This is a genomic window from Winogradskya humida, assembly GCF_016862215.1.
GTDB classification, from domain to species: domain Bacteria; phylum Actinomycetota; class Actinomycetes; order Mycobacteriales; family Micromonosporaceae; genus Actinoplanes; species Actinoplanes humidus.
In genome coordinates this window covers 31634-54218 of record NZ_BOMN01000050.1, presented here as the reverse complement: position 1 = coordinate 54218, position 22585 = coordinate 31634, and the positions used below count along the sequence as shown (strand labels likewise).

The window sequence follows — 22585 nt, the reverse complement described above, 5'->3', positions numbered from 1 at the left end:
ATGTCTGACCGTCTGCCAGCGCCTGTTCGTAAAGTCGGCGACACCTTCAAATCCTTCACGCCCGGTCAGAAAGCCGTCACGGTCGCGGCGTTGCTCGCGCTGCTCATCGGCGGTTACTTCTTCGCCACCTGGGCCTCGAAACCCTCGTACTCCCCGCTGTTCAGCAATCTGTCGACGAAGGACGCGAGTGCGATCGTCGAGTCGCTGGACAAGTCCGGGACGGCGTACGAGCTGGCCAACGGCGGCTCGACGATCCTCGTTCCGCAGGACCAGGTGAACAATCTGCGGCTGCAGCTGTCCGGTGAAGGCCTACCCGGAGACGCCGACACCGGCTACTCGCTGCTCGACCAGCAGGGGATCACCACCAGCGACTTCATGCAGCACACGAACTACCAGCGGGCGCTCGAGGGCGAGCTGGCGAACACCATCAAGGCGATCGACGGCGTGGAGGCGGCGACCGTACACCTCGTCATGCCCCAGAAAGACGTCTTCGCCGACGACCAGAACAAGACCACCGCCTCGGTGCTGGTGCAGACCTCGCCGAGCGAACCGCTCTCCGGTGACCAGGTGCAGTCGATCGTCCACCTCGTCGCGTCGAGCGTCGAAGGCCTCGACCCGACCCAGGTGACCGTGGCCGGCGCGGACGGCAAGATCCTCTCGACCGGTGGCGGCGCAGCGATCGGGGGCAGCGGCAGTGACAGCGGCTCCGACTCGGCGACCGTCCAGTTCCAGACCCGGCTCAACAACTCCTTGCAGGCCATGCTGGATTCCGTGGTCGGGCCGGGGCACTCCGTGGTCACCACGACCGCCGAGCTCGACTTCGACACGGTGCAGACGAACACCGAGAAGTTCACCTCGGACCCGTCGGTCGCGGCGCTGTCCGAGAGCATCAGCCGCGAGGCGTACAACGGCAACGGCAACGGCCAGGGCGGGGTGCTCGGCCCGGACAACATCCAGGTTCCGAACGGCACCACCAACACGGCCGGGACCGGGCAGTACGAGAACAGCAACACCGTACGCAACAACGCGGTCGACAAGACCACCGAAACGCGCAACAGCGCCCCGGGCGGCATCAAGCGCCTGAGCGTGGCGGTGCTGCTGGACGCCACCACCGCCGGTGCCGTCAACCAGGCGGACGTGCAGCAGCTCGTCAGCGCCGCGGCCGGGATCGACGCGACCCGCGGCGACACGATCGCGGTCAGCGCGATGGCTTTCGACACCAGCGCCGCGACCGCCGCCAAGGACGCGCTGGCCGCCTCCGTCGCGGCCGACACCACGGCCAAGCAGACCTCGCTGATCAGGACCGCCGCGATGGCGCTGGTCGTACTCCTGCTGATGTTCATCGCCTGGCGCTGGAGCCGGAAGCAGAAAAAGCGCAAGTCGCTGACCAGCGCCGAGCTCAAGCACCTCGAGGAGATGCAGGCCGCCCTGGAGGCGCAGCGTCTCGCCGAGCTGAACGCGGCGATCCCGTCGGCGGCCATCGAGGCGAACGCGAGCTTCCAGGAGCTCGAGGAGCGCCAGCGCGAGATCGAGCAGATGGTCGAGGACCAGCCTGAGGAGATGGCCGCACTGCTGCGCGGCTGGCTCGGTGCCGGCCGCTGACCCTGACCTGAAGCTCGTCCCCCGCCCCCCTGGTTCAAGGAGGAACCACATTGACCACGCCAGCAGCGCTGACCACCACGTCGATGACAGGCCTGCGCAAGGCGGCCATCCTGCTGGTGCGGATGGGCAAGGAGTACTCGACGCGGGTCCTGGCCAACATGAGCGAGGGCGAGGTCGAGGAGCTCTCCGCCGAGATCGCCCGGCTCGGCAAGCTGGAGCCGGATGTCGTCGGCGACGTCATCGACGAGTTCTACGCGCTGGCCACGACCAAGCACGCCGGCGCGGGTGGCATGGCGTACGCCCGTGAGCTGCTCGAAGCCTCCCTCGGTGTCGAACGCGCCCAGCTGATCCTGGACCGGCTGCAGGCCTCGATGACCGACATGCCGTTCAACTTCCTCAGCCACGCCGATCCCCGCCAACTGCTCTCCTACGTGCAGTACGAGCACCCGCAGACGATCGCGCTGGTCCTCGCGCACATCCCGTCGGCGCTCGCCTCGTCGATCCTGTCCGGGCTCGCCCCCGAGGTGCAGTCGGACGTCGCACACCGGATCGCCGTCATGGACCGCACCTCGCCGGACGTGATCCGCCAGGTCGAGATGGCGCTGCAACGCAAGCTGTCCAGCGTGCTCCAGCCCGACGAGCTGTCCACGGTCGGTGGCCTGCAACCGCTGGTCGACATCATCAACCGCGCGGACCGCACCACCGAGCGGCTCATCCTGGAGGCGCTGGAGAAGCGCAACCCGGAGATCGCCGAGGAGATCCGCCGGCGGATGTTCATGTTCGAGGACATCACGTCCCTCGACGACCGTTCGATCCAGCTGGTGCTGCGTCAGGTCGAACCCGCCGACCTCGCGCTCGCGCTCAAGGGTGTCGGCGACGACGTCCGAGACAAGGTCACCGGCAACCTGTCCGAACGTGGCCGGGAGAACCTGGTCGAGGAGATGGACCTGATGGGCCCGGTCAAGGTCAAGATGGTCGAGGAGGCGCAGCAGAAGATCGTCTCGGTGATCCGCTCGCTGGAGGACTCCGGCCAGATCGAGATCCAGCGCGGCGAGGCGGAGGAACTCATTGCCTGAGGAGAAGCCGGTGCTGCGGGGCTCGGTGGCCGAATCGGCGACCGCGGTCAGCTTCGGCGTGGACCTGCGCCGCGGCGTACCGAAGGATTCCGCTCCGGTCGAACGGGCCAAACAGGAAGCCCGCACCGCCGGGTACGCCGAGGGCTGGGCGCAGGGCCAGCGGGCCGCCGCGCTCGAGGCGGAAGCGGCCGCCGAACGGGCCACCGCCCGCGAACACGCCCACGACCAGCGCCGCGCGGCCGCCCTCGCCCAGTCGGTGAACGCGCTCGGCCGGGCGGTGACCAACCTGGAGACCCAGCTCATGCCGACCCTGCACGAACTGCAGGAAGCGGTGCTGGGGCACGCGTTCGAGCTGGCCGAGGCCATCATCGGACGGGCCATGGACGACGCCGAGGGCCGGGCCGCGGCAGCGCTGCGGCGGGCCATGAACGCCGCCCCCGACCAGGGCGACGTCGTCGTGAGCCTGCACCCCGACGATTTCCGCAGTCTGGTCGGCACGGCAACCGACGCCGACTACAACTACGAGGGCCGGCCGGTGCATCTGCGCCCCGAGCCCGCCCTGCACCCCGGCGACGCCGTGGCCGAGACCGGCACCACGACGGTCGACGCCTCCATCGCGGCCGCCGTGGCTAGAGCGAAGGAAGCCCTGCGACTGTGACCGACGTCTTCCGCAACCGCATCAACGCCGCCCTCACCGCGGCCCAGCCACTGAGCCGGGGCAAGGTCACCGGGGCGGTGGGCCTGCGCGTGACGGTGAGCGGTCTGGAAGCCCGGGTCGGCGACCTCCTGCAGATCAACGAGGGCGACGACGCGATCCTGGCCGAGGTTGCCGCGCTCGACGGGGACCGGCTCGCCTGCCTGCCGCTGGGCCCGATCGCCGGCCTCGGCACCGGCAGCCCGGTCACCAACACCGGCGGTCCGCTGCGCGTAGCCGTCGGCCCGGACCTGCGCGGACGCATCCTGGACGGGCTGGGCCGCCCGATGGACGGCGGACCCCCGCTCAGAGGCGAGATGGTCAGCATCGAGGCCGCCCCGCCGTCGGCGATGGAGCGGCAGCTGGTCGACCGGCCGATGCCGTTGGGCGTACGCGTCCTGGACACGCTCGTCCCCTGCGGCCGCGGCCAGCGGATCGGCATCTTCGCCGGCTCCGGCGTCGGCAAGAGCACCCTGATGTCCATGATCACCCGCGGGACGACCGCCGAGCTCAACGTCGTCGCCCTGGTCGGCGAGCGCGGCCGCGAGGTCCGCGAGTTCATCGAACACGACCTCGGCCCCGAAGGCCTGGCCCGTTCGGTGGTGGTCATCGCCACCTCGGACACCCCGCCGCTGGTCCGGCTCCGCGCCCCCCTCGTGGCCACCCGCATCGCCGAATACTTCCGCGACGAGGGCGGCGACGTCCTCATGCTGATGGACAGCGTCACCCGCGCCGCGATGGCCCAGCGCGAAGTCGGCCTCAGCGTCGGCGAACCCCCCGCCACCCGCGGCTACCCACCCTCGGTCTTCGCCATGCTCGCCTCCCTGCTGGAACGAGCCGGCCCCGGCGCCCGCGGCAGCATCACCGGCCTCTACACGGTCCTGGTGGAAGGCGACGACCACAACGAACCGATCGCCGACGCCGCCCGCTCGATCCTCGATGGCCACATCGTCCTCGACCGAAAACTCGCCACCGCCGGCCACTTCCCCAGCATCCAGTCCCTCGACTCCATCTCCCGCGTCGCCAACAAAATCACCACCGCCGAACAAAAAAGCGACGCCACCGAACTCCGCCGCATGATGGCCGCCCACCGCGACGTCCGCGAGCTGGTCGAAATCGGCGCCTACGTCCCCGGCACCAACCCTGAGGCCGACCGCGCCACGGCGATCTGGCCGCAGATCACCGCCTTCCTGCGCCAGGGCCTGGACGAAAAGGTCCCCGCCGACCAGGCCTGGGCGCAATTGCGCCAGCTCATCGCAAATTCCTGACCGTTTCAGTACGTCCGGAGCAAAGTCCCCGGTGGCCGCCCGCATGGCCGCATGGCCGCATGGCCGCATGGCCGCATGGCCGCATGGCCGCATGGCCGCATGGCCGCATGGCCGCATGGCCGCATGGCCCATGGCCGCATGGCCGCATGGCTGCCGAGCTCAATTCCCCTCATCCGGACATAAGCCCCGATCCGGCCGCCCACTCCGCATTAGGTTGTGTGCAATTAAGTTGTGCACAACTTAATTGTGGGCAACCTAGCTGGGTGCAACGGGGCGGTAACGGTCCGGCTTTTGGGGGCGGGTTGCAGGTCGGGTGCAGAGGCTCAGTGGTTGGGGTGACGGGCCGACCGGGTCTGTGTAGGCGCTTCTCTGGGAGGTCTTGTGAATCGGATGTTCCGGCTCGGGCCCGTGCTGCGTGCGCGGAAAGCTCAGGAGGATGCCGCTCGCGGCGCGGTTGTCCAGTCGCGGCAGGAGATCCGGGATGCGCAGGCGCTGGTGAAGCGGCGCCAGCTTGACCTGGCCGGGGCCGATGCCCCTAGCGAGGGGACCGCGCGGGCGATGGTGGCGTCGATGGTGGCGCGGCAGTCGCTGGCCGCGACGCTTTCCGGGGCGCACAAGCTGGTCGACGAGGCGGAGGAGCGGACCCGGGAGAAGGTCGCTGAGCTGGCCGATGCCGCGAAACGGCGCCGGGCGGTGGAGATGATGGCCGAGCGGCATGCCGAAACGATCAAGCATCTCGATCTGGCTACCGAGCAGAACAACCTTGACGAGATCGCGGTGACGTCCAAGGCACGGAATGCCGCGCGGGGGGTCGATACGGCTGAGGAGCGGGGCAGCGTGCTGCGTACCGGGGGCGGGTCGGTGGCGAATCGGCGGTCGGCTGCTGAGCGGGAGGATGAGGCCCGGGAGACCGCGAACTCCGTTGCCGCTCAGCGTCCGATGATCGAACTGGCTGACGCGCGGCAGTCCATCGACGCTGCCCGGGACCGGTTGGCCGTTGTCGCTAAGCGACCCGCTGATCGCGCCGAACTCGAAGGTGAGGACGAGGACGACGGGAGCCGGGAATGATCGGTGTTCAGGGTGTCATGTCGCGCATCTCCGAGCTGAAGACGCAGCTCGGGATCGCGCCCACGACCACTGGCACAGCCGGCACCGCGACCGCTACCGGCACCTCCACGACCTCGGGTACGTCGTTCGCGAACGCGCTCGCGGGAGCCACCGCCGGTCCCACCAGCCCCGGCGTCACCGGTCAGGCCGTCGTCGACTCGGCGAAAAAGTACCTCGGCACGAAGTACGTCTTCGGGAGCACCGACCCGGCCAAGGGGCTGGACTGCTCGGCGCTCGTGCAGCGGGCGTACAAGGATCTCGGAATTGATCTGCCGCGCAACTCGAAGCAGCAGGCCCAGGCCGGCACCAAGGTGGACGGGCTGGCCAACGCTGAGCCCGGCGACATCCTGGCGTTCGACAAGCCGGTCGATCACGTCGCCATCTATGTCGGCAACAACAAGATGATCGCGGCGCCGAAACCCGGCGACCACGTCAAGATCCAGTCGGTCTACGAGACGCCGACCCACATCCGCCGGGTCGTCGGCACCTCGGACGCCGCCGGTGCCACCGCGGTGACCGGGGCGAACGGGGCTAAAGGGGCGAACGCGGCCGCGGCGGCCGCTGCTGTCCGCCCGGCCAGCCTGCAGAATTCCAGTTCGCTCGCGGGAGTGCCGTACGCCGACATGTTCGTCAAAGCGGGTGCGAAGTACGGCGTCTCGCCCAAGCTCCTCGCCGCCGTGGCGAAGGTCGAGTCGGGTTATAACCCGAAAGCGGTCAGCAAGGTCGGCGCCCAGGGGCTGATGCAGCTCATGCCGGCCACCGCACGCGGCCTCGGCGTGGACGACGCGTTCGATCCGAAGCAGGCCATCAACGGTGCCGCGAAGCTGCTCTCCAGCCACCTGAAGGAATTCAAGTCGGTGCCGCTGGCGCTCGCGGCGTACAACGCGGGCGGGGGCAACGTCCACAAGTACGGCGGCATCCCGCCGTTCGCGGAGACCCAGGCGTACGTGCCGAAGGTCCAGAAGGCGCTCGCCGCGCTCGGCTGAGCCGCCTGGATGGGCCGCCCGGACGGGCTGAGCCCGGCCGAACTGAAAGGACGCGCCCATGACGAGCTCTGTCAACGGCCCCGAACGCAGGCCCGCGATCGACACCTCCCGCCGCTCGGCGAGTTCGGGGGGCGGCGAGGCCTTCGGATCGGCGCTCTCGGCCGAGCTCGACCGTGGTACCCCGGTCGACCCCGGCCTGGACGCGGGCCGGGCAGCCGACAGCCGGCTGGCCGATCTGCGCCGCTCCCGGACCGAGCAACTGCTGGAACGCGCCGCCCAGCAGCGGGTGGACCAGCAACGAGCGGACCAGAAGCCGGATCAGGGCCTCGCCGCCGCCCGCCGAGCCAGCGCCCAGCGCGCCCTCGCCGAACGGCCCCCGATCGAACGGTCCAGCATCGAACGACCCCGCATCGAACGACCCCGCGTCGAGCCGCCCGCGCTCGACCGCCACCCGGCAGCGCGCACCCAGATCGACCGCCCTCCCATCGAACACCGCCCCACCGAACGCCGCCCGATCGAACGCGGCCCCATCGAACGCCGCCCCATCGAGCGCGGCCCGATCGAACGCCGCCCGATCGAACGCCGCCCGATCGAGCGCAAACCCGTTGAGCGCGGCGCGGACGACCGGCCTGAACGGGTCGAGCAGGAACGTGCCGACCAGGAACGGCCCGGCGTGGACCGACCCGGCGTGGAACGGGCTGAGCACCGCCGGCCCGAGCACCGCCGCCCGGGAGCCCTGCGCGCCGGATCGGAGAACGGCCGGCCGGAAGGCGCCGGGGAGCTGAGCCCGGAAACCCGAGCTGCGTCGGACGAGAACGTGTCGTCCGACGAACAGGCCAAGGTGAGCGCCGAGACGACCGAAACCGCTGCAGCCGCCGTGACCACTCCCGCGGCAGTGCTGACCCCGGTGCCGCAGATCGCGCTCGTCGCGACCACCACCCCCGCGAACGCGGCGGCAAACGAGGAAGCCGTCTCCGGCACAGCGCCGATCACGAACGTGGGCACCGCGCAGGCCGCCGCATGGGCTCAGGCCGAGACGCAGGCCGCTGCGAAAGCCGCGGCCGCCCCGCCGCCCGGTATCTCGCTGGCACCGAGCAGTGCCGCTCAGACCGCGATGACCCAGGCGGATGCCGTCTCGCAGGCCGAGGTGGATCTGGCCGGGCAGCCCCAGTCGCTCACGGGCGTGGCGATCGGGCCGCAGTCCGGACTTCCGGTCGGCGCGGAGGCCGCCATGGGCCGGGTCGGTGCCGGGTCGGCTGCCATGGCCCCGGAAGCGGTGGCTCAGGCGATTGCGGATGGAGTGGGTACGGGGACCGGCGCTGCGGGCGTACCCATCGGACCCGCCGCGGCAGCCGCAGTGAGCGCGGCCAACACCGCCGACCTGGTCACCACCGCCGAGGCCGCGATCAGCGGTGAGACGACCGTTCCGTCAGCCGGCGCCGCGACGACCGGCCCGGCGGCAACGGACCCGGCCGCGACGACAACGGACTCGGCCGCGATGACAACGGGCGACCCGGCCGCGACGACAACGGGGCAGGCAGCGACGTCAACGGGCCCGGTCGCGACCGACCCGGGTGCCGTGAACGCGCCCACCGCTGCAACCGCCGATGACGCGGCCGCCGCCGACGTCACAGCGACCCCGCTGAGCGACACCGACGCCAACCCCGGAATCGGCGACCAGCCCGCCGGCCGCGACGACCTCACCGTGGGCGACCCCACGACCAGTGCTTCCGCCGACGCGACAACGGGCGACCCAGCCTCCGCGACCGGAGACCCGGGCAAGGAATCCGGCGGCCAGAACTCGAACGGCCAGGGTACGAACGGCCAGAGCGCCGGCCAGGATCTCGCCGGCCAGGGAGGTGCGCAGCGGGCGGGAGCCACGCCGGGAATCCCCGGGCAGGACTTCCCCATCGGCGGCATCACCGGGGTCGGGCCCGCAGCACCGGCCGCACCCGCAGCACCGGTGTCGAACGTCGCGCCCCCGCCTGCGCCGCCCACGCCCGGGCCGCTCGCCATGCAGCTGGCCACCCGGATCACGCCGTTGAAGCTGGACGCGGACGGCGTACACAGGCTGACCGTGAATCTGCACCCGGTCGACCTCGGGCCGGTGCAGGTCGTCGCCGAGATCCGCAACGGCGAGGTGAGCGTGCAGCTGACGAGTTCCACCGACGCGGGGCACGAGTCGCTGCGGAATGCCATGGACGACCTGCGGCGCGAGCTGGAGCAGTCGGGGTTCACGGGGACGTCGGTGGATCTGCGCCAGGGTTCGGGGCAGGAGCAGGCTCGCCAGCAGTTCGCGTTCCTGAACAACGGGGGCGGGGGCGGTGGGCGTACGGGCAATGGGAATGCGGGAGCGACCGACGTGCCTGCCGAGACCACCCCGGTTCCGTCGCGTCCCACCGGCAACAGTCGTCTCGACATCGAGGCCTAGCTGCGAAAACAGCCCCGCAAACAGGGCCTAAGCGATTTCGCAACCTGGCCGAACCTGTTGTGCGAGGGCACCAACCGCTACTTCAGGAGGGCCGGTCATGACCTCGCCGATCAACGGAAGCGTCAACAACGGCAAGTATGACGACAAGACTGCGAAGTCCACGTCGATGTACACCACCAAGACGACGACGGATGCCGGCAGCAAGACGGTCGGTGACCAGGACACGTTCATGAAGTTGCTGGTCGCCCAGCTGAAGTATCAGGACCCCAGCAAGCCGGCGGACTCGACCCAGTTCCTCGCGCAGACCGCGCAGTTCACCCAGGTCCAGAAGCTGGGCCAGATCGCCGACATGTTGCAGGCCCAGCAGTTGATCGGCGCGAGCGCGCTGGTCGGCCGGACCGTCACGTATCAGGACGGCGACGGCAACACCCACTCGGGCGTCGTCACGAAGACGAAGCTCAACGGAGACAGCGAACCGACGCTCGTGGTCGGGAACATGGATGTGCAGCTGTCCAAGGTCACGGAAGTTCAGCAGGCGGCGGGCGCCACGCCCGCGGCCACCGCCGGCCCCGCGCCTGCCGCGGCCACCCCGGCGAACGTGGCGGCCAGCGAGAAGGCGGCCACCGGGGCGAAACCGGCTGAGCAGACCGCAACTGAGAACACCGCCTCCGATTCCTCTACCACGAAGGAAATCTGACCTATGCTGCGTTCCCTCTTCTCCGGCATCAGTGGCCTGCGCGCGCACCAGCAGATGATGGATGTGACGGGCAACAACATCGCCAACGTCAACACCACGGGTTACAAGTCCAGCCAGACCGTCTTCCAGGACACGCTGTCGCAGATGGTCAACGCCGCCGGTGCCCCGCAGAACGGCGCGGGCGGCACCAACCCGGCGCAGGTCGGCCTCGGTGTGAAGACGGCGAGCATCAACGCGAACTTCAGCCAGGGCGCCGCGCAGACCACCGGTAAGTCCGGCGACATGATGATCCAGGGTGACGGCTTCTTCGTCGTGAAGAGCGGCGGGGAGTCGGTCTACACCCGGGCCGGCTCGTTCAACTTCGACGCCAACGGCTCGCTGACCACCCCGAACGGCCAGATCGTGCAGGGCTGGTCCGCGAACACCGACGGCGAGGTCAACGTCGCCGGTGCGCCCGGCAACATCAAGCTTCCGATCGGGATCAGCCTCAAACCCGAGGAGACCACGAAGTTCACGCTGACCGGCAACCTTTCCTACGAGGCGCCGATCGACGCGACGGGTGCCACCGCGGGAAGTTCGAAGGTGATCCCGATCCCGGTCGTCGACATCAACGGCGCGTCCAGCACGCTCAACGTGACCCTCACCAAGTCCGGGGCGAACGAGTGGACAGCCAAGACCCCGACCGGCACCGCCGTACCGATCACGTTCGTGAACGGCAAACCGGTGGCTGCGGACGGTGTCACGCCCTTGACCAGCCTCAGTCTCACCGAGGGCACCGAGACGTACGACGTGGACATCACCGACCTCACGCACTACAGCGGTAACACCGAGGCCCGGGTCAGCGACGCGAACGGTTCCGGGGCGGGCATCCTGAGCTCGTACACCGTGTCGAACACCGGCCAGATCGTCGGTGTGTTCTCCAACGGGCTCAAGCAGACGCTCGGCCAGCTCGCCCTGGCCAACTTCAACAACGTGAACGGTCTGGAGAAGATCGGTGACTCGATGTTCCGCAGCACCGTGAACTCGGGCCTCGCCCAGGTCGGCTCCGCCGGCTCCGCAGGGCTCGGCCTGATCACCAACGGCGCGCTGGAGATGTCGAACGTCGACCTCGCGCAGGAGTTCACCAACCTGGTCATCGCGCAGCGCGGTTTCCAGGCCAACAGCCGGATCATCACCACCAGCGACGAGATCCTCCAGGAACTCGTCAACCTCAAGCGCTGATAGACCGCACAGCCGGCGATGCCGGGACGGGCCGCATGGCCCGCCCCGGCATCTGCGTTTCCGGCGATGCTCGCACCCGGAATGCGACCGGAACGCGCTCATCGGCAACCGGAAACAGGCCGAATGGTCATGTGAAGGGCCACGGACGGCCCACCAGCCAATAGACGCCCCAAGGACGGATGTCGTGATTCTCGTAACCCGCCTCAACGGAGCCGTTTTCGCCCTGAACCCCGACCTGGTCGAGCGCGCGGACTGCACGCCCGACACGGTCATCACGCTGGTGGACGGCACCAAGTACGTCATTGCCGAGTCCGTGCCCGAGTTCATCGACTCGGTGCGGCACTACCGCGCTTCGCTGATCGCCCAGGCGAGCCGCATGGAGGCCGAGCCGGCCACCGCCGACCTGACCGCCGAGGACGCACCGTCGAAGAACGCGACCGTGCTGCCGCTGCACCGAAAGGACCGTTGATGGACCTCGCCACCATCATTGGTGTAGTCGTCGCCCTGGTGATCGTCTTCACCGTGCAGATCCTGGAGGGCGGTAGCCCCGCCTCCATCATCCTGATCCCTTCGATGCTGCTGGTCTTCGGCGGCGCTTTCTGTGCCGGTATGGCGGGTGGCGTGCTCAAGGACGCCCTCGGCGCCGGCAAGCTGCTGCAGAAGGCCTTCCTGGCCAAGGTCGCCCCGCCCAACAAGCTGGTCGACGATGTCGTGAAGCTGGCCGAGCGGGCCCGCCGCGAGGGCCTGCTGGCCCTCGAGGACGCGGTCAAGACCGTGGAGCACCCGTTCCTGAAGCGCGGCCTGCAGCTGGCGATCGACGGCACGGACCCGGAGGAACTGCACGACATCCTGCACGCCGAGGTCGCCGCGAAGAAGAAGGCCGACAAGGCCGGCATGAAGATCTTCGAGAACATGGGTGGGTACGCCCCGACCGTCGGCATCATCGGCACGGTCATGGGCCTCGTGCACGTGCTCGAGAACCTCGACAAGCCGGAGTCGCTGGGCCACTCCATCGCCGCGGCGTTCGTCGCGACCCTGTGGGGCGTGCTCTCGGCCAACCTGATCTTCCTGCCCGTCGCCGCCCGCCTCGCCCGGCTCTCGGGTATCGAGGCCGAGGAGATGGAGCTCGTGATCGACGGTGTGCTCGCGATCCAGGCCGGCTCGAACCCGCGTCTGGTCGCCCAGAAGCTGCGTAGTCTCCTGCCCCCCGACGCTGCGAAGGCCGCTGAGGCCGCATCGACCAAGAAGGCGGCATAACGCATGAGTTCAGGAGGCGGGGGCCGTCGGAAGAAAGGCGGTCACGAGGAGCACGAAGAGCACGTCAATCACGAGCGCTGGCTCGTGTCGTACGCCGACATGCTCACGCTTCTCTTCGTGCTGTTCGTGGTGCTGTTCTCGATGAGCAGCGTCGACCAGAAGAAGTTCGCCGAGCTGGCGGCCGGCCTCTCCGAGGGTTTCGGCGCCTCGAGCGCGGCTCTGCAGGGCAACGTGTCCAACCTTGACGGCGCCGGCGAGGCCAGCACCGTCGTGCCGGTCGACCCGGGCACCAACCCGGGTTCCGGCGGGAGCGGCACGGCGGGCATGACCAAGGAACAGAAGGAAGCCGTGGAACGCGCCATCAAGGCGGCGGACCGGGCGCAGGCTTCCAAGGACGCCCAGGCGGCGACCAAGGAGGCCGAGGATCTCAAGAAGCTCGAGAACAAGATCGCCGACGAGCTCGCCAAGAACAAGCTGCTGGGCCAGGTCAAGTTCACGATCGACCGGCGCGGCCTGGTGGTCACCATCGTGACCAACGAGGTGGTCTTCGCGGGTAACCGGGCGGATCTGCAAGCGGGCGGCAAGAAGATCCTGGACGCCATCGCGCCGGCCCTGGTGAAGATTCCGAACAACATCGAGGTCGACGGGAACACCAACCAGCTCAAGGCGACCACGACGTTCTACCCGAGCGGCTGGGAGTTGTCGGCGGCACGCGCCTCGACGACCGTGCGGTACCTGATCGACCACGGGTTGGCCAAGGGCCGGATGACCGCGGTCGGCAACTCCGACACCAAGCCACTGATCGACCCGAAGGACCCACGGGCGGTCACCATGAACCGCCGCGTCGACGTCGTGGTCCTGACCACGCTGCCGGCGAACCAGGCGGCGCTGCTGCCGGCCGCGGCCGGTGATGACGCCAAGCTGCACGACGGCCAGACCTCCGCGCAGGCCAAGGCCGCAGCTGAGGCCGCGGAGAAGACCGAAACGACCACCACGACCACCACCCACGACTGAGCAGGACGGAAGGAGTTCCGATGGCGAAGGACGAGAAGGAAAAGGACGCCGCGGCGGAAGCGCCGAAGAAGTCCAAGAAGATGCTGATCATCATCATCGCGGCCGTCGTGCTGCTCGGTGGTGGCGGTGCGGCCGCGTACTTCCTCTTCATCAAGAAGAGCGACGACACCCCGAAGCCACCGGTCAAGGGCATCATCGCCACGCTGGAGAACGCGATCACCATCAACCTGGCCGACGGCCACTACCTCAAGCTGGGCTTCGCGCTGCAGGAGACCGCGGACGCCGGCACCGAGGCCGTCGACCTGAGCGAGGCAGCCGACCTGGCGATCGACCAGTACACCGGCATGACGGTCGCCGAGCTCTCCACCGAGAAGGGCCGCCTGGCCGCCAAGGAAGAGCTGCTCAAGAAGATCGAAGAGGCGTACAAGGAAGACGACAAGCAATACATCATGGACATCTACTTCACGCAGTTCGTGACGCAGTAGCTCCACAGTTCGGATGGGCGGGTCCGCGGCGAGCGGATCCGCCCATTCGCCTTAGATAAGGACATAGCACGCCGTACGCCTCAGCGGTTGCGGAAGGGAGCCGATGAGGACGACGTGACCACCTCCGCGACCCGTCCCTCCGGAAAGATGTCCCGCCGAGGCGCCGGCGCGGGGCCGACGACGTACGACTTCCGCAAGCCGATCAAGCTCTCCCGCGACCACGTGCGGACCCTGCAGATCGCCTTCGAGACGTACGCCCGAAGCTGCGGCACCCTGTTCACCACCCGCCTGCGCGTCATCAGCAGCGTCTCCCTGGTCTCGATCGAGCAGCTCAACTACGACGAGTACGTCGCCTCCCTGTCGAACCCGACGGTCATCGCCGTGGTCTCGATCGACCCGCTGCCCGGCACGGTGCTCATGGAGATGGCGTCGTCGGCGGTGATGACCGCGATTGATCACATGCTCGGTGGCCCCGGCGGCGCCCAGCCGGAGCGGCCGCTCACCGAGGTGGAGATGCCCCTGCTGCGCGGGCTGCAGGAGCGGATGCTCGGCGAACTGCGCTACGGCTTCGAGTCGCTGGTGGACATCCACCCGAAGCTCAAGGAGATCGAGTACAACGCACAATTCCTGCGCGCGCACCAGCCCGGCGACGCGGTGGTGATCGCCTCGTTCGAGATGAAGATCGGCACCGAGGAGTGCGTGGCCAGCATCTGCCTGCCGTTCAACACCATCCTGCCGGTGCTGGAGAAGCAGGAGACCATCGAGCTCACCCCGGCCGAGCGCATGGTACGCGAGAACTCCCTGCGCAACCTCACAGCCGGGCTTTCCGCGGCGCCGATCGACGTAGCTGTCCGATTCCACCCCATCCGTATGCGCACCGATGACATCGTGGATCTACGCCCCGGCGATGTCGTGCCGCTGGGCCATCCGACCAGCGTGCCGCTCGAGGTGACCGTCAACGACACCGTTTTCGCTCATGCGGTTCCCGGCAATCAGGGTGCCCGGCTCGCGTGCCTGGTCGTGCCGTCGCCCAAGGAGGAAGAACGTAGATGACCGCGCCCACGATCACCGAGCCACAGCTCGCGCTGGTCCGTACCGCCGCGGAGGCCGCCCTGGCGGTGCTGCCGACCAGCCGGGAGCTGATGGTCGGCGCACCCGTGCCGGCCTCCCCCGACATGCTGACCACCGGACAGGCGATCACCGCGAAGTTCACCGGCGCGGCCACCGGCGAGGTGGTCGTCGTGGTGGGCCAGGACCTCGCCGACGCGCTGAAGGAGAGCCCGCTCGGTGAGCTGGACCTGACCGCTGCCGTACGCCCGGCCCTGGAAGCCGCATCCCGGGCGTTCGGGCCGACCGTGCTCGACCCGGGCCAGCTCATGGAGCCGGGGGTGGCGTTGAGTGCGATCGCGGCCAAGCCCGACGCGATCGCCGTACCGCTGCTCGACGGTGGTGAGATCCGGGCCGTCCTGGCGCTGGCGCTGAGCCCATGGCCGTCCGACGGCGCACCGGGCGGCATGGCGAAACGCGGCCCCTCCGGCGCGGGTGTGATGCGCGGCGGCCTGGACATGCTGCACGACGTCGAGATGGAGGTCTCGGCCGAGCTGGGCCGGACCCGGATGAGCGTGCGCGAGCTGCTCTCGCTGAGCCCGGGGGCGATCGTCGAGCTCGACCGGGCCGCCGGCAGCCCCGCCGACCTGCTGGTCAACGGCCGGCTCGTGGCCCGCGGCGAGGTGGTCGTGATCGACGAGAACTTCGGCATCCGGATCACGGAGATCGTCTCTCCCGGCAGCGAACGGGAGTAACCGTTGTTCGAGCTCGCCATGCGCATCGGCTTCTCGCTGCTGGTCGTCTTCGGCCTGCTCTGGGGGCTGGCGAGGGTCATCCGGCGCGGTGGCATCGGCAGCGGGCACGGCAACCTGCACGTGCTCAATCGGCAGACACTCAGCCGGGGCTCGTCGATCGCGGTCGTCCAGGTGGCCGACAGGGCACTGATCCTCGGTGTCACGGACGCCCAGGTCAGCCTGCTCGGCGAGACCGAGCTGAAGGCCTTCGAGCACGAGACGCACCACCTGCTCAAGAAGCGTGACCACCTGGCCATGGAGCCGGATGACCTGCTGCCGGCCCATCCGATGGTGCTGCCCCATCACGGCGGCAAGCTGGACGGCTCGGTGCTGTCACCGCGTACCTGGAGCTCGACCTTGAACTTTCTGCGTGACCGGACGACGAGGCGCTGACATGTGGCGGCGTACGGTGATCATCCTGTTGCTGGCCCTTGGCTGGCTGCTGCCCGCTGCGGCCGCCCAGGCCGCACCGCCGCAACCGATCCCCGTGCCGGTTCTTTATGAACTTCCCCGGGCACCCGGGCCGACCGCACCGGTCGCGCCGCAGGTGACCCCGAGCGGCGGCTCGATCAACTTCAACATCAACGGGACGAACCCGGACGGCAGCAAACCGGCGACCTCGCTGGTGATCGTGCTGGGCCTGACGCTGCTCTCCGTCGCGCCGGCCGCGCTGCTGCTCTGCACGTGTTTCACCAAGGTCTTCATGGTCCTCGGGATCTGCCGCAACGCCCTGGGGCTCACCAGCATGCCGCCCAACCAGGTGCTCGCCGGGCTGGCGCTCTTCGTCAGCCTCTTCATCATGAGCCCGGTGCTGAGCGACATCAACGAGCAGGGCGTGCAGCCCTACCTGGCCGGTGACAAGACCCAGTCGCAGGCCTTCAAGGACGGCGTGCAGCCGCTGCGCGGGTTCATGCTCAAGAGCACCCGCCAGGACGAGCTCGCCCTGATGATCAAGGTTTCCGGTCAGGAGGCCCCGGCCAAGGTCGAGGATGTCGAGCTGACCACGCTGATCCCGGCGTTCGTTCTCTCCGAGCTGCGGGCCGCGTTCATCATCGGGTTCGTCGTCTTCATCCCGTTCCTGATCATCGACATGGTCGTCTCGGCGTCCCTGATGTCGCTGGGCATGATGATGCTGCCACCGGTCACCGTCGCCATGCCGTTCAAGCTGCTGCTGTTCGTGCTGGTCAACGGGTGGGGGCTGATCATCACGGCGCTTGTCAGCTCGTACAAATGAACTGGGACATCCCGATCGGGCAGCTGATCGCGATCTTCCTCGGCGCGGCGCGCGCCGGTGCCTGGCTCATGCTCTGCCCGCCGTTCAACTCCCGGCTGATCCCCGCGCAGGTCAAGGTGCTGCTCTCGATCGGGATCTCGCTGCCGATGGCGCCGTATCTGACCTCCGCGGTGCCGGTCATCGAGACGTCGGCGATCATCGCGGCGACCGCCCTGCAGGTCTTCGTGGGCGCGGCGCTCGGCTTCATCACGCTGATGCTCTTCGCCGCGGTCCAGGCCGCCGGTGACCTGCTCGACGTGTTCGGCGGCTTCACGCTGGCCTCGGCGTACGACCCGCTGTCGCAGAACCAGAGCTCGGTCTTCGGCCGCTTCTACAACCTCGTGGCGGTGACCCTGCTGTTCGCCAGCGGAGGCCACCAGCTCGTGCTGCGGGGCTTCATGGAGTCCTACAAGACGCTGCCGCTGGACGCGAGCTTCTCCATGGAGACGTTCAACAAGCTGCTCATCGAGGGCGTCGGCGAGATGTTCGTGTCCGCGCTGCAGATCGCCGGGCCGCTGATCGCCGTCCTGTTCCTCACCGATGTGGCGTTCGGCCTGCTCAACCGGGTGGCACCCGCGCTCAACGCGTTCCAGCTCGGGTTCCCCGCGAAGATCTTCCTGGTGCTCACCCTCTCCGGCACGGCGATCGCGATCCTGCCGAAGGCCCTGGAGACCCTGGTCAACCACGCGGTCAGCGCGGTCGTCCACCTCAGCGGCGGGGGGTGATCCGTGTCCGGTGAGAAAACCGAACAGCCGACACCCCAGAAACTCAAGAAGGCCAAAGCCGAAGGCCAGATCGGCCGCAGCCAGGACGTCGGCGCCTGGTTCGGCATGCTCGCCGCCAGCATCATGCTGCCCCGGACGATGCGCTCCGCGATGGGCCAGTCCCGCGAGCTGATGACCAAGATCCCGGACATCATCGCCGACCCGGACCCTGCGGTGGCGCTCAGCATCCTGCGTAACGGCCTGATGAGCGCCGCCTGGGCGGTGCTGCCGCTGGCCCTGACGATGATGGCGGTCGGCATCGCGGCGGCCGGGGCGCAGGGCGGCATCCGGGTCGCCACCAAGCTGTTCATCCCCAAGTTCAGCCGGCTCAACCCGCTGCCCGGCATCAAGAAGATGCTCGGCCCGCAGGCGCTGTGGGAGGGCAGCAAGGCGTTGATCAAGACCACGGTGCTGGGTCTCGTGCTCTGGTCCACGATGAAGGACATCGTCCCGCTGCTGATGACCGCCGGCCGGCTGCAGATCGGGTCGCTGCTCGCCGTGGTCAACGACGCCACCATCGGGCTGATCCGGGCGGCCTCGGTCGCCGGCATCGTGATGGCCGCGGCCGACTACTTCGTGGTCCGCCGCCGCACGAACAAGCAGCTGCGTATGACGAAGGAAGAGGTCAAACAGGAGAACAAGAACTCCGAGGGCGACCCGCACCTCAAGGGCCACATCCGGGCCAAGCAGATGGCGATGGCCCGCAACCGCCAGATGGCCGACGTGCCGACCGCAGATGTGGTGCTGATCAACCCGACCCACGTCGCCGTCGCGCTGCGCTACGAGGCGGACAAGGGCGCGCCGCGGGTGATCGCCAAGGGACAGGGCGCGATCGCGCAGAAGATCCGCGACGTGGCGACCGAGAACCGCATCCCGCTCGTGCAGGACATCGCGCTGGCCCGGGCCCTGGAGAAGAACGTCGAGATCGGCATGGAGATCCCCGCGGACTTCTTCGGCGCGGTGGCGAAGGTGCTCGCGTTCGTGATGAGCCTCAAGTCGAAGGGCGCGGCGGCCGGGACGCACCGCAACCCGAACCCACACCCCTCCTGACAATCCGTCCCATCTGGGAGTTTTCCTCACATCGGCGTCCCGCCTGCGTCAGTATCAGCAGGTGGAAGGGGGGCCGTGAAGGATCGCAACCTCAGCAAATTTGCCGTACCCGTAGGGGTCATCGGCATCATCGTCATGATGGTCGTGCCGTTGCCGACCTTCCTGCTCGACCTGCTGATCGCCACCAACATCACCATCGCGCTGCTGGTCCTGCTGGTCTCGATGTTCGTCCAGAAGCCGCTGGATTTCTCGGTCTTCCCGGCTCTGCTCCTGGTCATGACGCTGTTCCGGCTGGCGCTCAACATCAGCGCGACCCGGCTGGTGCTGCGCGACGGCGACGCCGGCAAGGTGATCCACGCGTTCGGTGACTTCGTGGTCGGCGGCTCGCTGGTCATCGGCCTGGTGATCTTCCTGATCCTGATCATCGTGCAGATGATCGTGGTGACCAAGGGTGCCGAGCGGGTCGCCGAGGTCGGCGCCCGGTTCACCCTCGATGCCATGCCCGGCAAGCAGATGGCGATCGACGCCGACCTCAACGCCGGGCTCATCGACGACTCCGAGGCCAAGCGCCGCCGCGCCGAAGTCGCCTCGGAAGCCGACTTCTACGGCGCGATGGACGGTGGTTCCAAGTTCGTCAAGGGCGACGCGATCGCCGCCATCATCATCACCGTCATCAACCTGGTCGGCGGGTTCGCCGTCGGCATGCTCCAGCAGGGGCTGTCCCCGGCCGACGCGATGAACGTCTACAGCCTGCTGACCGTCGGCGACGGCCTGGTGTCGCAGATCCCCGCGCTGCTGCTGTCGGTCTCCACCGGTCTGATCACCACCCGCTCGGCGACGTCGGGCGACATGGGCACCAGCGTCACCGCCCAGCTCGGCCAGAACAAGCTGGCCCTGCGGATCGCCGGCGGCGCGGCGCTCGGCCTCTGCATCATCCCCGGCCTGCCCAAGGTCCCCTTCCTGATCATCGGCGCGACGGTGCTGCTCATCGCGCAGCGGATCAAGGAACCGGACCCCGAGGAGGCGGCCGCCGCTGCCGTGGCCGACGTGGAGAAACCGTCGCCGGACTCCCCCGAGCAGCTGCTCGGCGAGATGCGGGTCGACCCGCTGGAACTGGCGCTCTCCCCCGACCTCGTGGACCTCGTGGACACCAACGGCGGCGACCTGCTCGACCGGGTCCGCGCGCTGCGCCGCAAGATGGCGCTCGAGCTGGGGATCATCATGCCGCCCGTGCGTACGCGCGACGATCTGGATCTGCCGCTCTCGTCGTACGCGATCCGCATCTCCGGGGTCGACGCCGGCACCGGCCAGGCACCACCCGGCACGGTCCTCGCGATCGGCGACAGCCTGCAGGCGCTGCCCGGGCGCGCCGGCGTGGAACCGGTGTTCGGCCTGGCCGGCAAGTGGGTCCCCGCCGAGCTGCACTACCAGGCGGAACTCTCCGGTGCGACGGTCGTCGACCGGGCCTCGGTCATCATCACGCACCTCGCCGAGATCGTCCGGACCAACGCCAGCCGCCTGCTCGGCCGCGAGGACGTGCGGTCGCTGACCGAGATGGTCAAGCGCACGCACCCGGTCGTCGTCGAGGAGCTGACCCCGACGCTGCTCAGCCTCGGCCAGATCCAGCGGGTGCTGCAGGCGTTGCTCGACGAGGGCGTACCGATCCGCGACCTGGTCCGGATCTTCGAGTCGATGTCCCTGCGCGCCAAGGTCTCCGCGGAGCACGACGGCCTGGTCGAGGCGGCCCGCTCCGCGCTGGGCCCGGCCATCGCCGCCCAGTACGCCGCCGGCGGCCGGCTCACGGTGATCACCCTCGACCCGATGCTGGAGCAGGGCCTGCTCGAAGCCCTGCGGCCCAGCGAGACCGGCGCCTTCATGGCGATCGACGGGCTGCGTGCCGAGGCGATCGTCAGCGAGGCCGGCCGGCTCGTCGAGGCCGCCGAGCAGTCCGGGATCACCCCGGTGCTGGCCTGCTCCCCGCAGCTACGGCTGCCACTCATGCGTCTCCTGCGCGCCGGTTCCCGACGCGTGCAGGTGCTGTCCTACTCGGAGATCTCTGGTTCCACCGCACAGATAGAAACGATGGGGGTGGTGAACGGTGCCTACGCGGGTGCTGCTTGAGGGGCCGGCCATCGAGCCGTTGCTCGCGCAGGTGCGCGACGAATACGGCTCCTCGGTACGGATCATCTCGGCGGACAAGGTCCGGTCCGGGGGCTTCGGCGGGTTTTTCGCCAAGCAACACTACGAGCTGTCCGTCGAGGTTCCCGACCCCGACGAACACGCCGCCACTCCACGCCGTCCGGCTCCGGCCGACGACGGCCCGCAGACGCTGGAGCAGTTGCTGGCCCGGGCCGAGTCCCGGGACCGGATCGCGCACGACGACGGGCCGGCCGGCATCGACCGGGCCGTCAGCCGGGGCGCGGGGATGGACGACACCGTAGCCGCCATGACCGGGCGCGGGCCCAGTCTCGGAGGCAGTCCCAGTCTTGGTGGGCCCAGTCTTGGTAGCCCCAGTCTTGGTAGCCCCAGTCTTGGTGGACCCAGTCTCGGGGGCGGGGGTGGCCTCGGCCTTGGGGGCGGTTCCGGGCTTGGCGGCCCGTTCAACACCGACGGGCCGGGGGCTTCTCGTGGCCTGAGCGATCCACAGACGGCGTTTGCCGAGCTGATGGCGAATCTGGACCGGGCTGAGTCGTACAACCGGCCGGCTCCGCGTGTCACACCACCGCCGCCACCTGCCGCGGCGGCGGAACCGGAACGGCCGGAGAGCCCGACCGTGCGGCCCTTCCGGCCGGCGCAAGCCACCGGGTCGCCGGTCAACGGCGGGTCCGCGGGTGGCGTACGCCCATTGCCTCCCGTCCCTTCCCTGGCGGAACTGATGGGCGGCCTCGGGGTGAACGACAGCCAGCAAGCGCCACCGACCCCGGCCGCGATGCGAGCAGCGCAGAACCCGGCACCGCCCCGCACGCCCGCCGAGGCGTACGGGCTGGCCCCGACCTCACCGGCCACCACCAGCCTGGTCGAGCAGCTCGGCGGGCTCGGCCTGGACCGCCCGGTGTCGGCGATCCCGGCGACGCACATCGCGAGCCCGATGGCGCAGCCGCCCGCCACGATCCGGCACCAGCACTACGACACGGTGCAGCAGAACCTGATGAAGGTCGGCATGCCCGAGGAATTGGCGGGCCAGATCGTCGGCGGTGACACGTACGCCGGCGTGCTGAGCGTCCTCGCCTCCCGCCCCATGGCACCGGGCGTCCCGGACGCGCCGGGCGAGATCCTGGTGCTGGCCGGTGACTTCGACCATGCCGTGCCGATCGGCAAGCGGCTGTGCGAGCAGTCCGGGATCGACCAGGCACACCTGCTCATGGGCGGACCGACCGCAGCGGGTACGGGCATGCACTCTTCGCGGATCCTCGGCGACCCGGAAACCGCGAGGACCAAGGCGGAGAAGCTGCAGAGCGCCGATCACGCGTGGATCGTCGTGGTTGACGCGACCGTCGGGCGTACCGATCCGATCTGGGTAACCGACATGTGCGCGGCGATCGGGGCGACAGCGGTGTGGGCCGTGGTCGACGCCACGCGCAAGACCGCGGACACCGCCCGGCACCTGCGCGCTCTCGGTGACGTCGAGGCGCTGGTCGTCCATGGGGTGGACATCACCTCGGACCCGGCCACCGTGCTCGGCCTGGACCTGCCGATCGTCTCGCTGGACGGCAAGCCGGCCACCCCGCACTCCTGGGCGGCGATGCTCTGCGCCCGGATCGCGGCGGACGTGGTGCCGATGGCCGCGCTGCCCCGCCGGCCGGCCCGCCGGGGCTGACC

21 protein-coding genes are annotated in these 22585 nt (G+C 69.1%); all 21 read left to right on the top strand.

Going from position 1 to position 22585, the window contains the following annotated elements; genetic code table 11:
- The 21 genes from fliF to Ahu01nite_RS20150 all read left to right on the top strand — a co-directional run bounded on the left by fliF (nucleotide 1) and on the right by Ahu01nite_RS20150 (nucleotide 22583).
- Nucleotides 1-1602: a flagellar basal-body MS-ring/collar protein FliF gene (gene fliF, locus Ahu01nite_RS20250; RefSeq protein WP_203838135.1), complete on the top strand. Its 1602-nt coding sequence runs from the start codon at nucleotides 1-3 to the stop codon at nucleotides 1600-1602.
- Between the two features lie 50 nt (nucleotides 1603-1652).
- Complete coding sequence (gene fliG / locus Ahu01nite_RS20245; RefSeq protein WP_203838134.1) at nucleotides 1653-2678, top strand: flagellar motor switch protein FliG; 1026 nt, start codon at nucleotides 1653-1655, stop codon at nucleotides 2676-2678.
- A complete protein-coding gene (locus Ahu01nite_RS20240; protein WP_239158996.1) occupies nucleotides 2671-3336 on the top strand; it encodes a FliH/SctL family protein in 666 nt (221 codons plus the stop codon). The genes fliG and Ahu01nite_RS20240 overlap by 8 nt, the downstream gene beginning before the upstream one ends.
- Nucleotides 3333-4640, top strand: coding sequence for a FliI/YscN family ATPase (locus Ahu01nite_RS20235; RefSeq protein WP_203838133.1), 1308 nt, complete (start codon nucleotides 3333-3335; stop codon nucleotides 4638-4640). The genes Ahu01nite_RS20240 and Ahu01nite_RS20235 overlap by 4 nt, the downstream gene beginning before the upstream one ends.
- A gap of 390 nt (nucleotides 4641-5030) precedes the next feature.
- Nucleotides 5031-5708: a flagellar FliJ family protein gene (locus Ahu01nite_RS50470; protein WP_239158995.1), complete on the top strand. Its 678-nt coding sequence runs from the start codon at nucleotides 5031-5033 to the stop codon at nucleotides 5706-5708.
- Nucleotides 5705-6733: a transglycosylase SLT domain-containing protein gene (locus tag Ahu01nite_RS51395; protein ID WP_203838132.1), complete on the top strand. Its 1029-nt coding sequence runs from the start codon at nucleotides 5705-5707 to the stop codon at nucleotides 6731-6733. The genes Ahu01nite_RS50470 and Ahu01nite_RS51395 overlap by 4 nt, the downstream gene beginning before the upstream one ends.
- Before the next feature lie 58 nt (nucleotides 6734-6791).
- Nucleotides 6792-9164, top strand: coding sequence for a flagellar hook-length control protein FliK (locus tag Ahu01nite_RS20220; RefSeq protein ID WP_203838131.1), 2373 nt, complete (start codon nucleotides 6792-6794; stop codon nucleotides 9162-9164).
- Nucleotides 9165-9261: 97 nt separating this feature from the next.
- Nucleotides 9262-9861, top strand: coding sequence for a flagellar hook assembly protein FlgD (locus Ahu01nite_RS20215; RefSeq protein ID WP_203838130.1), 600 nt, complete (start codon nucleotides 9262-9264; stop codon nucleotides 9859-9861).
- A gap of 3 nt (nucleotides 9862-9864) precedes the next feature.
- Entirely contained in the window at nucleotides 9865-11082 is a 1218-nt protein-coding gene (locus Ahu01nite_RS20210) for a flagellar hook protein FlgE (RefSeq protein WP_203838129.1), read from the top strand.
- A 184-nt stretch (nucleotides 11083-11266) separates the two neighbouring features.
- Complete coding sequence (locus Ahu01nite_RS20205; RefSeq protein WP_203838128.1) at nucleotides 11267-11551, top strand: flagellar FlbD family protein; 285 nt, start codon at nucleotides 11267-11269, stop codon at nucleotides 11549-11551.
- Complete coding sequence (locus Ahu01nite_RS20200; protein WP_203838127.1) at nucleotides 11551-12339, top strand: flagellar motor protein; 789 nt, start codon at nucleotides 11551-11553, stop codon at nucleotides 12337-12339. Before Ahu01nite_RS20205 ends, Ahu01nite_RS20200 begins: the two co-directional genes overlap by 1 nt.
- A gap of 3 nt (nucleotides 12340-12342) precedes the next feature.
- Entirely contained in the window at nucleotides 12343-13353 is a 1011-nt protein-coding gene (locus Ahu01nite_RS20195; RefSeq protein ID WP_203838126.1) for a flagellar motor protein MotB, read from the top strand.
- A gap of 20 nt (nucleotides 13354-13373) precedes the next feature.
- Nucleotides 13374-13838 carry a flagellar basal body-associated FliL family protein gene (locus tag Ahu01nite_RS20190; RefSeq protein ID WP_203838125.1) on the top strand — a complete coding sequence of 155 codons (465 nt, stop codon included), beginning with the start codon at nucleotides 13374-13376 and terminating at the stop codon, nucleotides 13836-13838.
- 114 nt (nucleotides 13839-13952) lie between these two features.
- Nucleotides 13953-14891 carry a flagellar motor switch protein FliM gene (locus Ahu01nite_RS20185; protein WP_239158994.1) on the top strand — a complete coding sequence of 313 codons (939 nt, stop codon included), beginning with the start codon at nucleotides 13953-13955 and terminating at the stop codon, nucleotides 14889-14891.
- Nucleotides 14888-15640 (top strand): flagellar motor switch protein FliN, encoded by a 753-nt coding sequence (gene fliN, locus Ahu01nite_RS20180; RefSeq protein ID WP_203838124.1) that lies wholly within the window; start codon nucleotides 14888-14890, stop codon nucleotides 15638-15640. Before Ahu01nite_RS20185 ends, fliN begins: the two co-directional genes overlap by 4 nt.
- Nucleotides 15641-15643: 3 nt before the next feature.
- Nucleotides 15644-16072: a flagellar biosynthetic protein FliO gene (gene fliO / locus Ahu01nite_RS20175; protein WP_203838123.1), complete on the top strand. Its 429-nt coding sequence runs from the start codon at nucleotides 15644-15646 to the stop codon at nucleotides 16070-16072.
- Nucleotides 16050-16913, top strand: coding sequence for a flagellar type III secretion system pore protein FliP (gene fliP / locus Ahu01nite_RS20170; RefSeq protein ID WP_239158993.1), 864 nt, complete (start codon nucleotides 16050-16052; stop codon nucleotides 16911-16913). Before fliO ends, fliP begins: the two co-directional genes overlap by 23 nt.
- Entirely contained in the window at nucleotides 16910-17677 is a 768-nt protein-coding gene (locus Ahu01nite_RS20165; RefSeq protein WP_203838122.1) for a flagellar biosynthetic protein FliR, read from the top strand. The genes fliP and Ahu01nite_RS20165 overlap by 4 nt, the downstream gene beginning before the upstream one ends.
- A gap of 3 nt (nucleotides 17678-17680) precedes the next feature.
- Entirely contained in the window at nucleotides 17681-18766 is a 1086-nt protein-coding gene (locus Ahu01nite_RS20160; protein ID WP_203838121.1) for an EscU/YscU/HrcU family type III secretion system export apparatus switch protein, read from the top strand.
- Between the two features lie 75 nt (nucleotides 18767-18841).
- Nucleotides 18842-20887 carry a flagellar biosynthesis protein FlhA gene (locus Ahu01nite_RS20155; protein ID WP_203838120.1) on the top strand — a complete coding sequence of 682 codons (2046 nt, stop codon included), beginning with the start codon at nucleotides 18842-18844 and terminating at the stop codon, nucleotides 20885-20887.
- A complete protein-coding gene (locus Ahu01nite_RS20150) occupies nucleotides 20877-22583 on the top strand; it encodes a hypothetical protein (protein WP_203838119.1) in 1707 nt (568 codons plus the stop codon). Before Ahu01nite_RS20155 ends, Ahu01nite_RS20150 begins: the two co-directional genes overlap by 11 nt.
- Nucleotides 22584-22585: the final 2 nt, after the last annotated feature.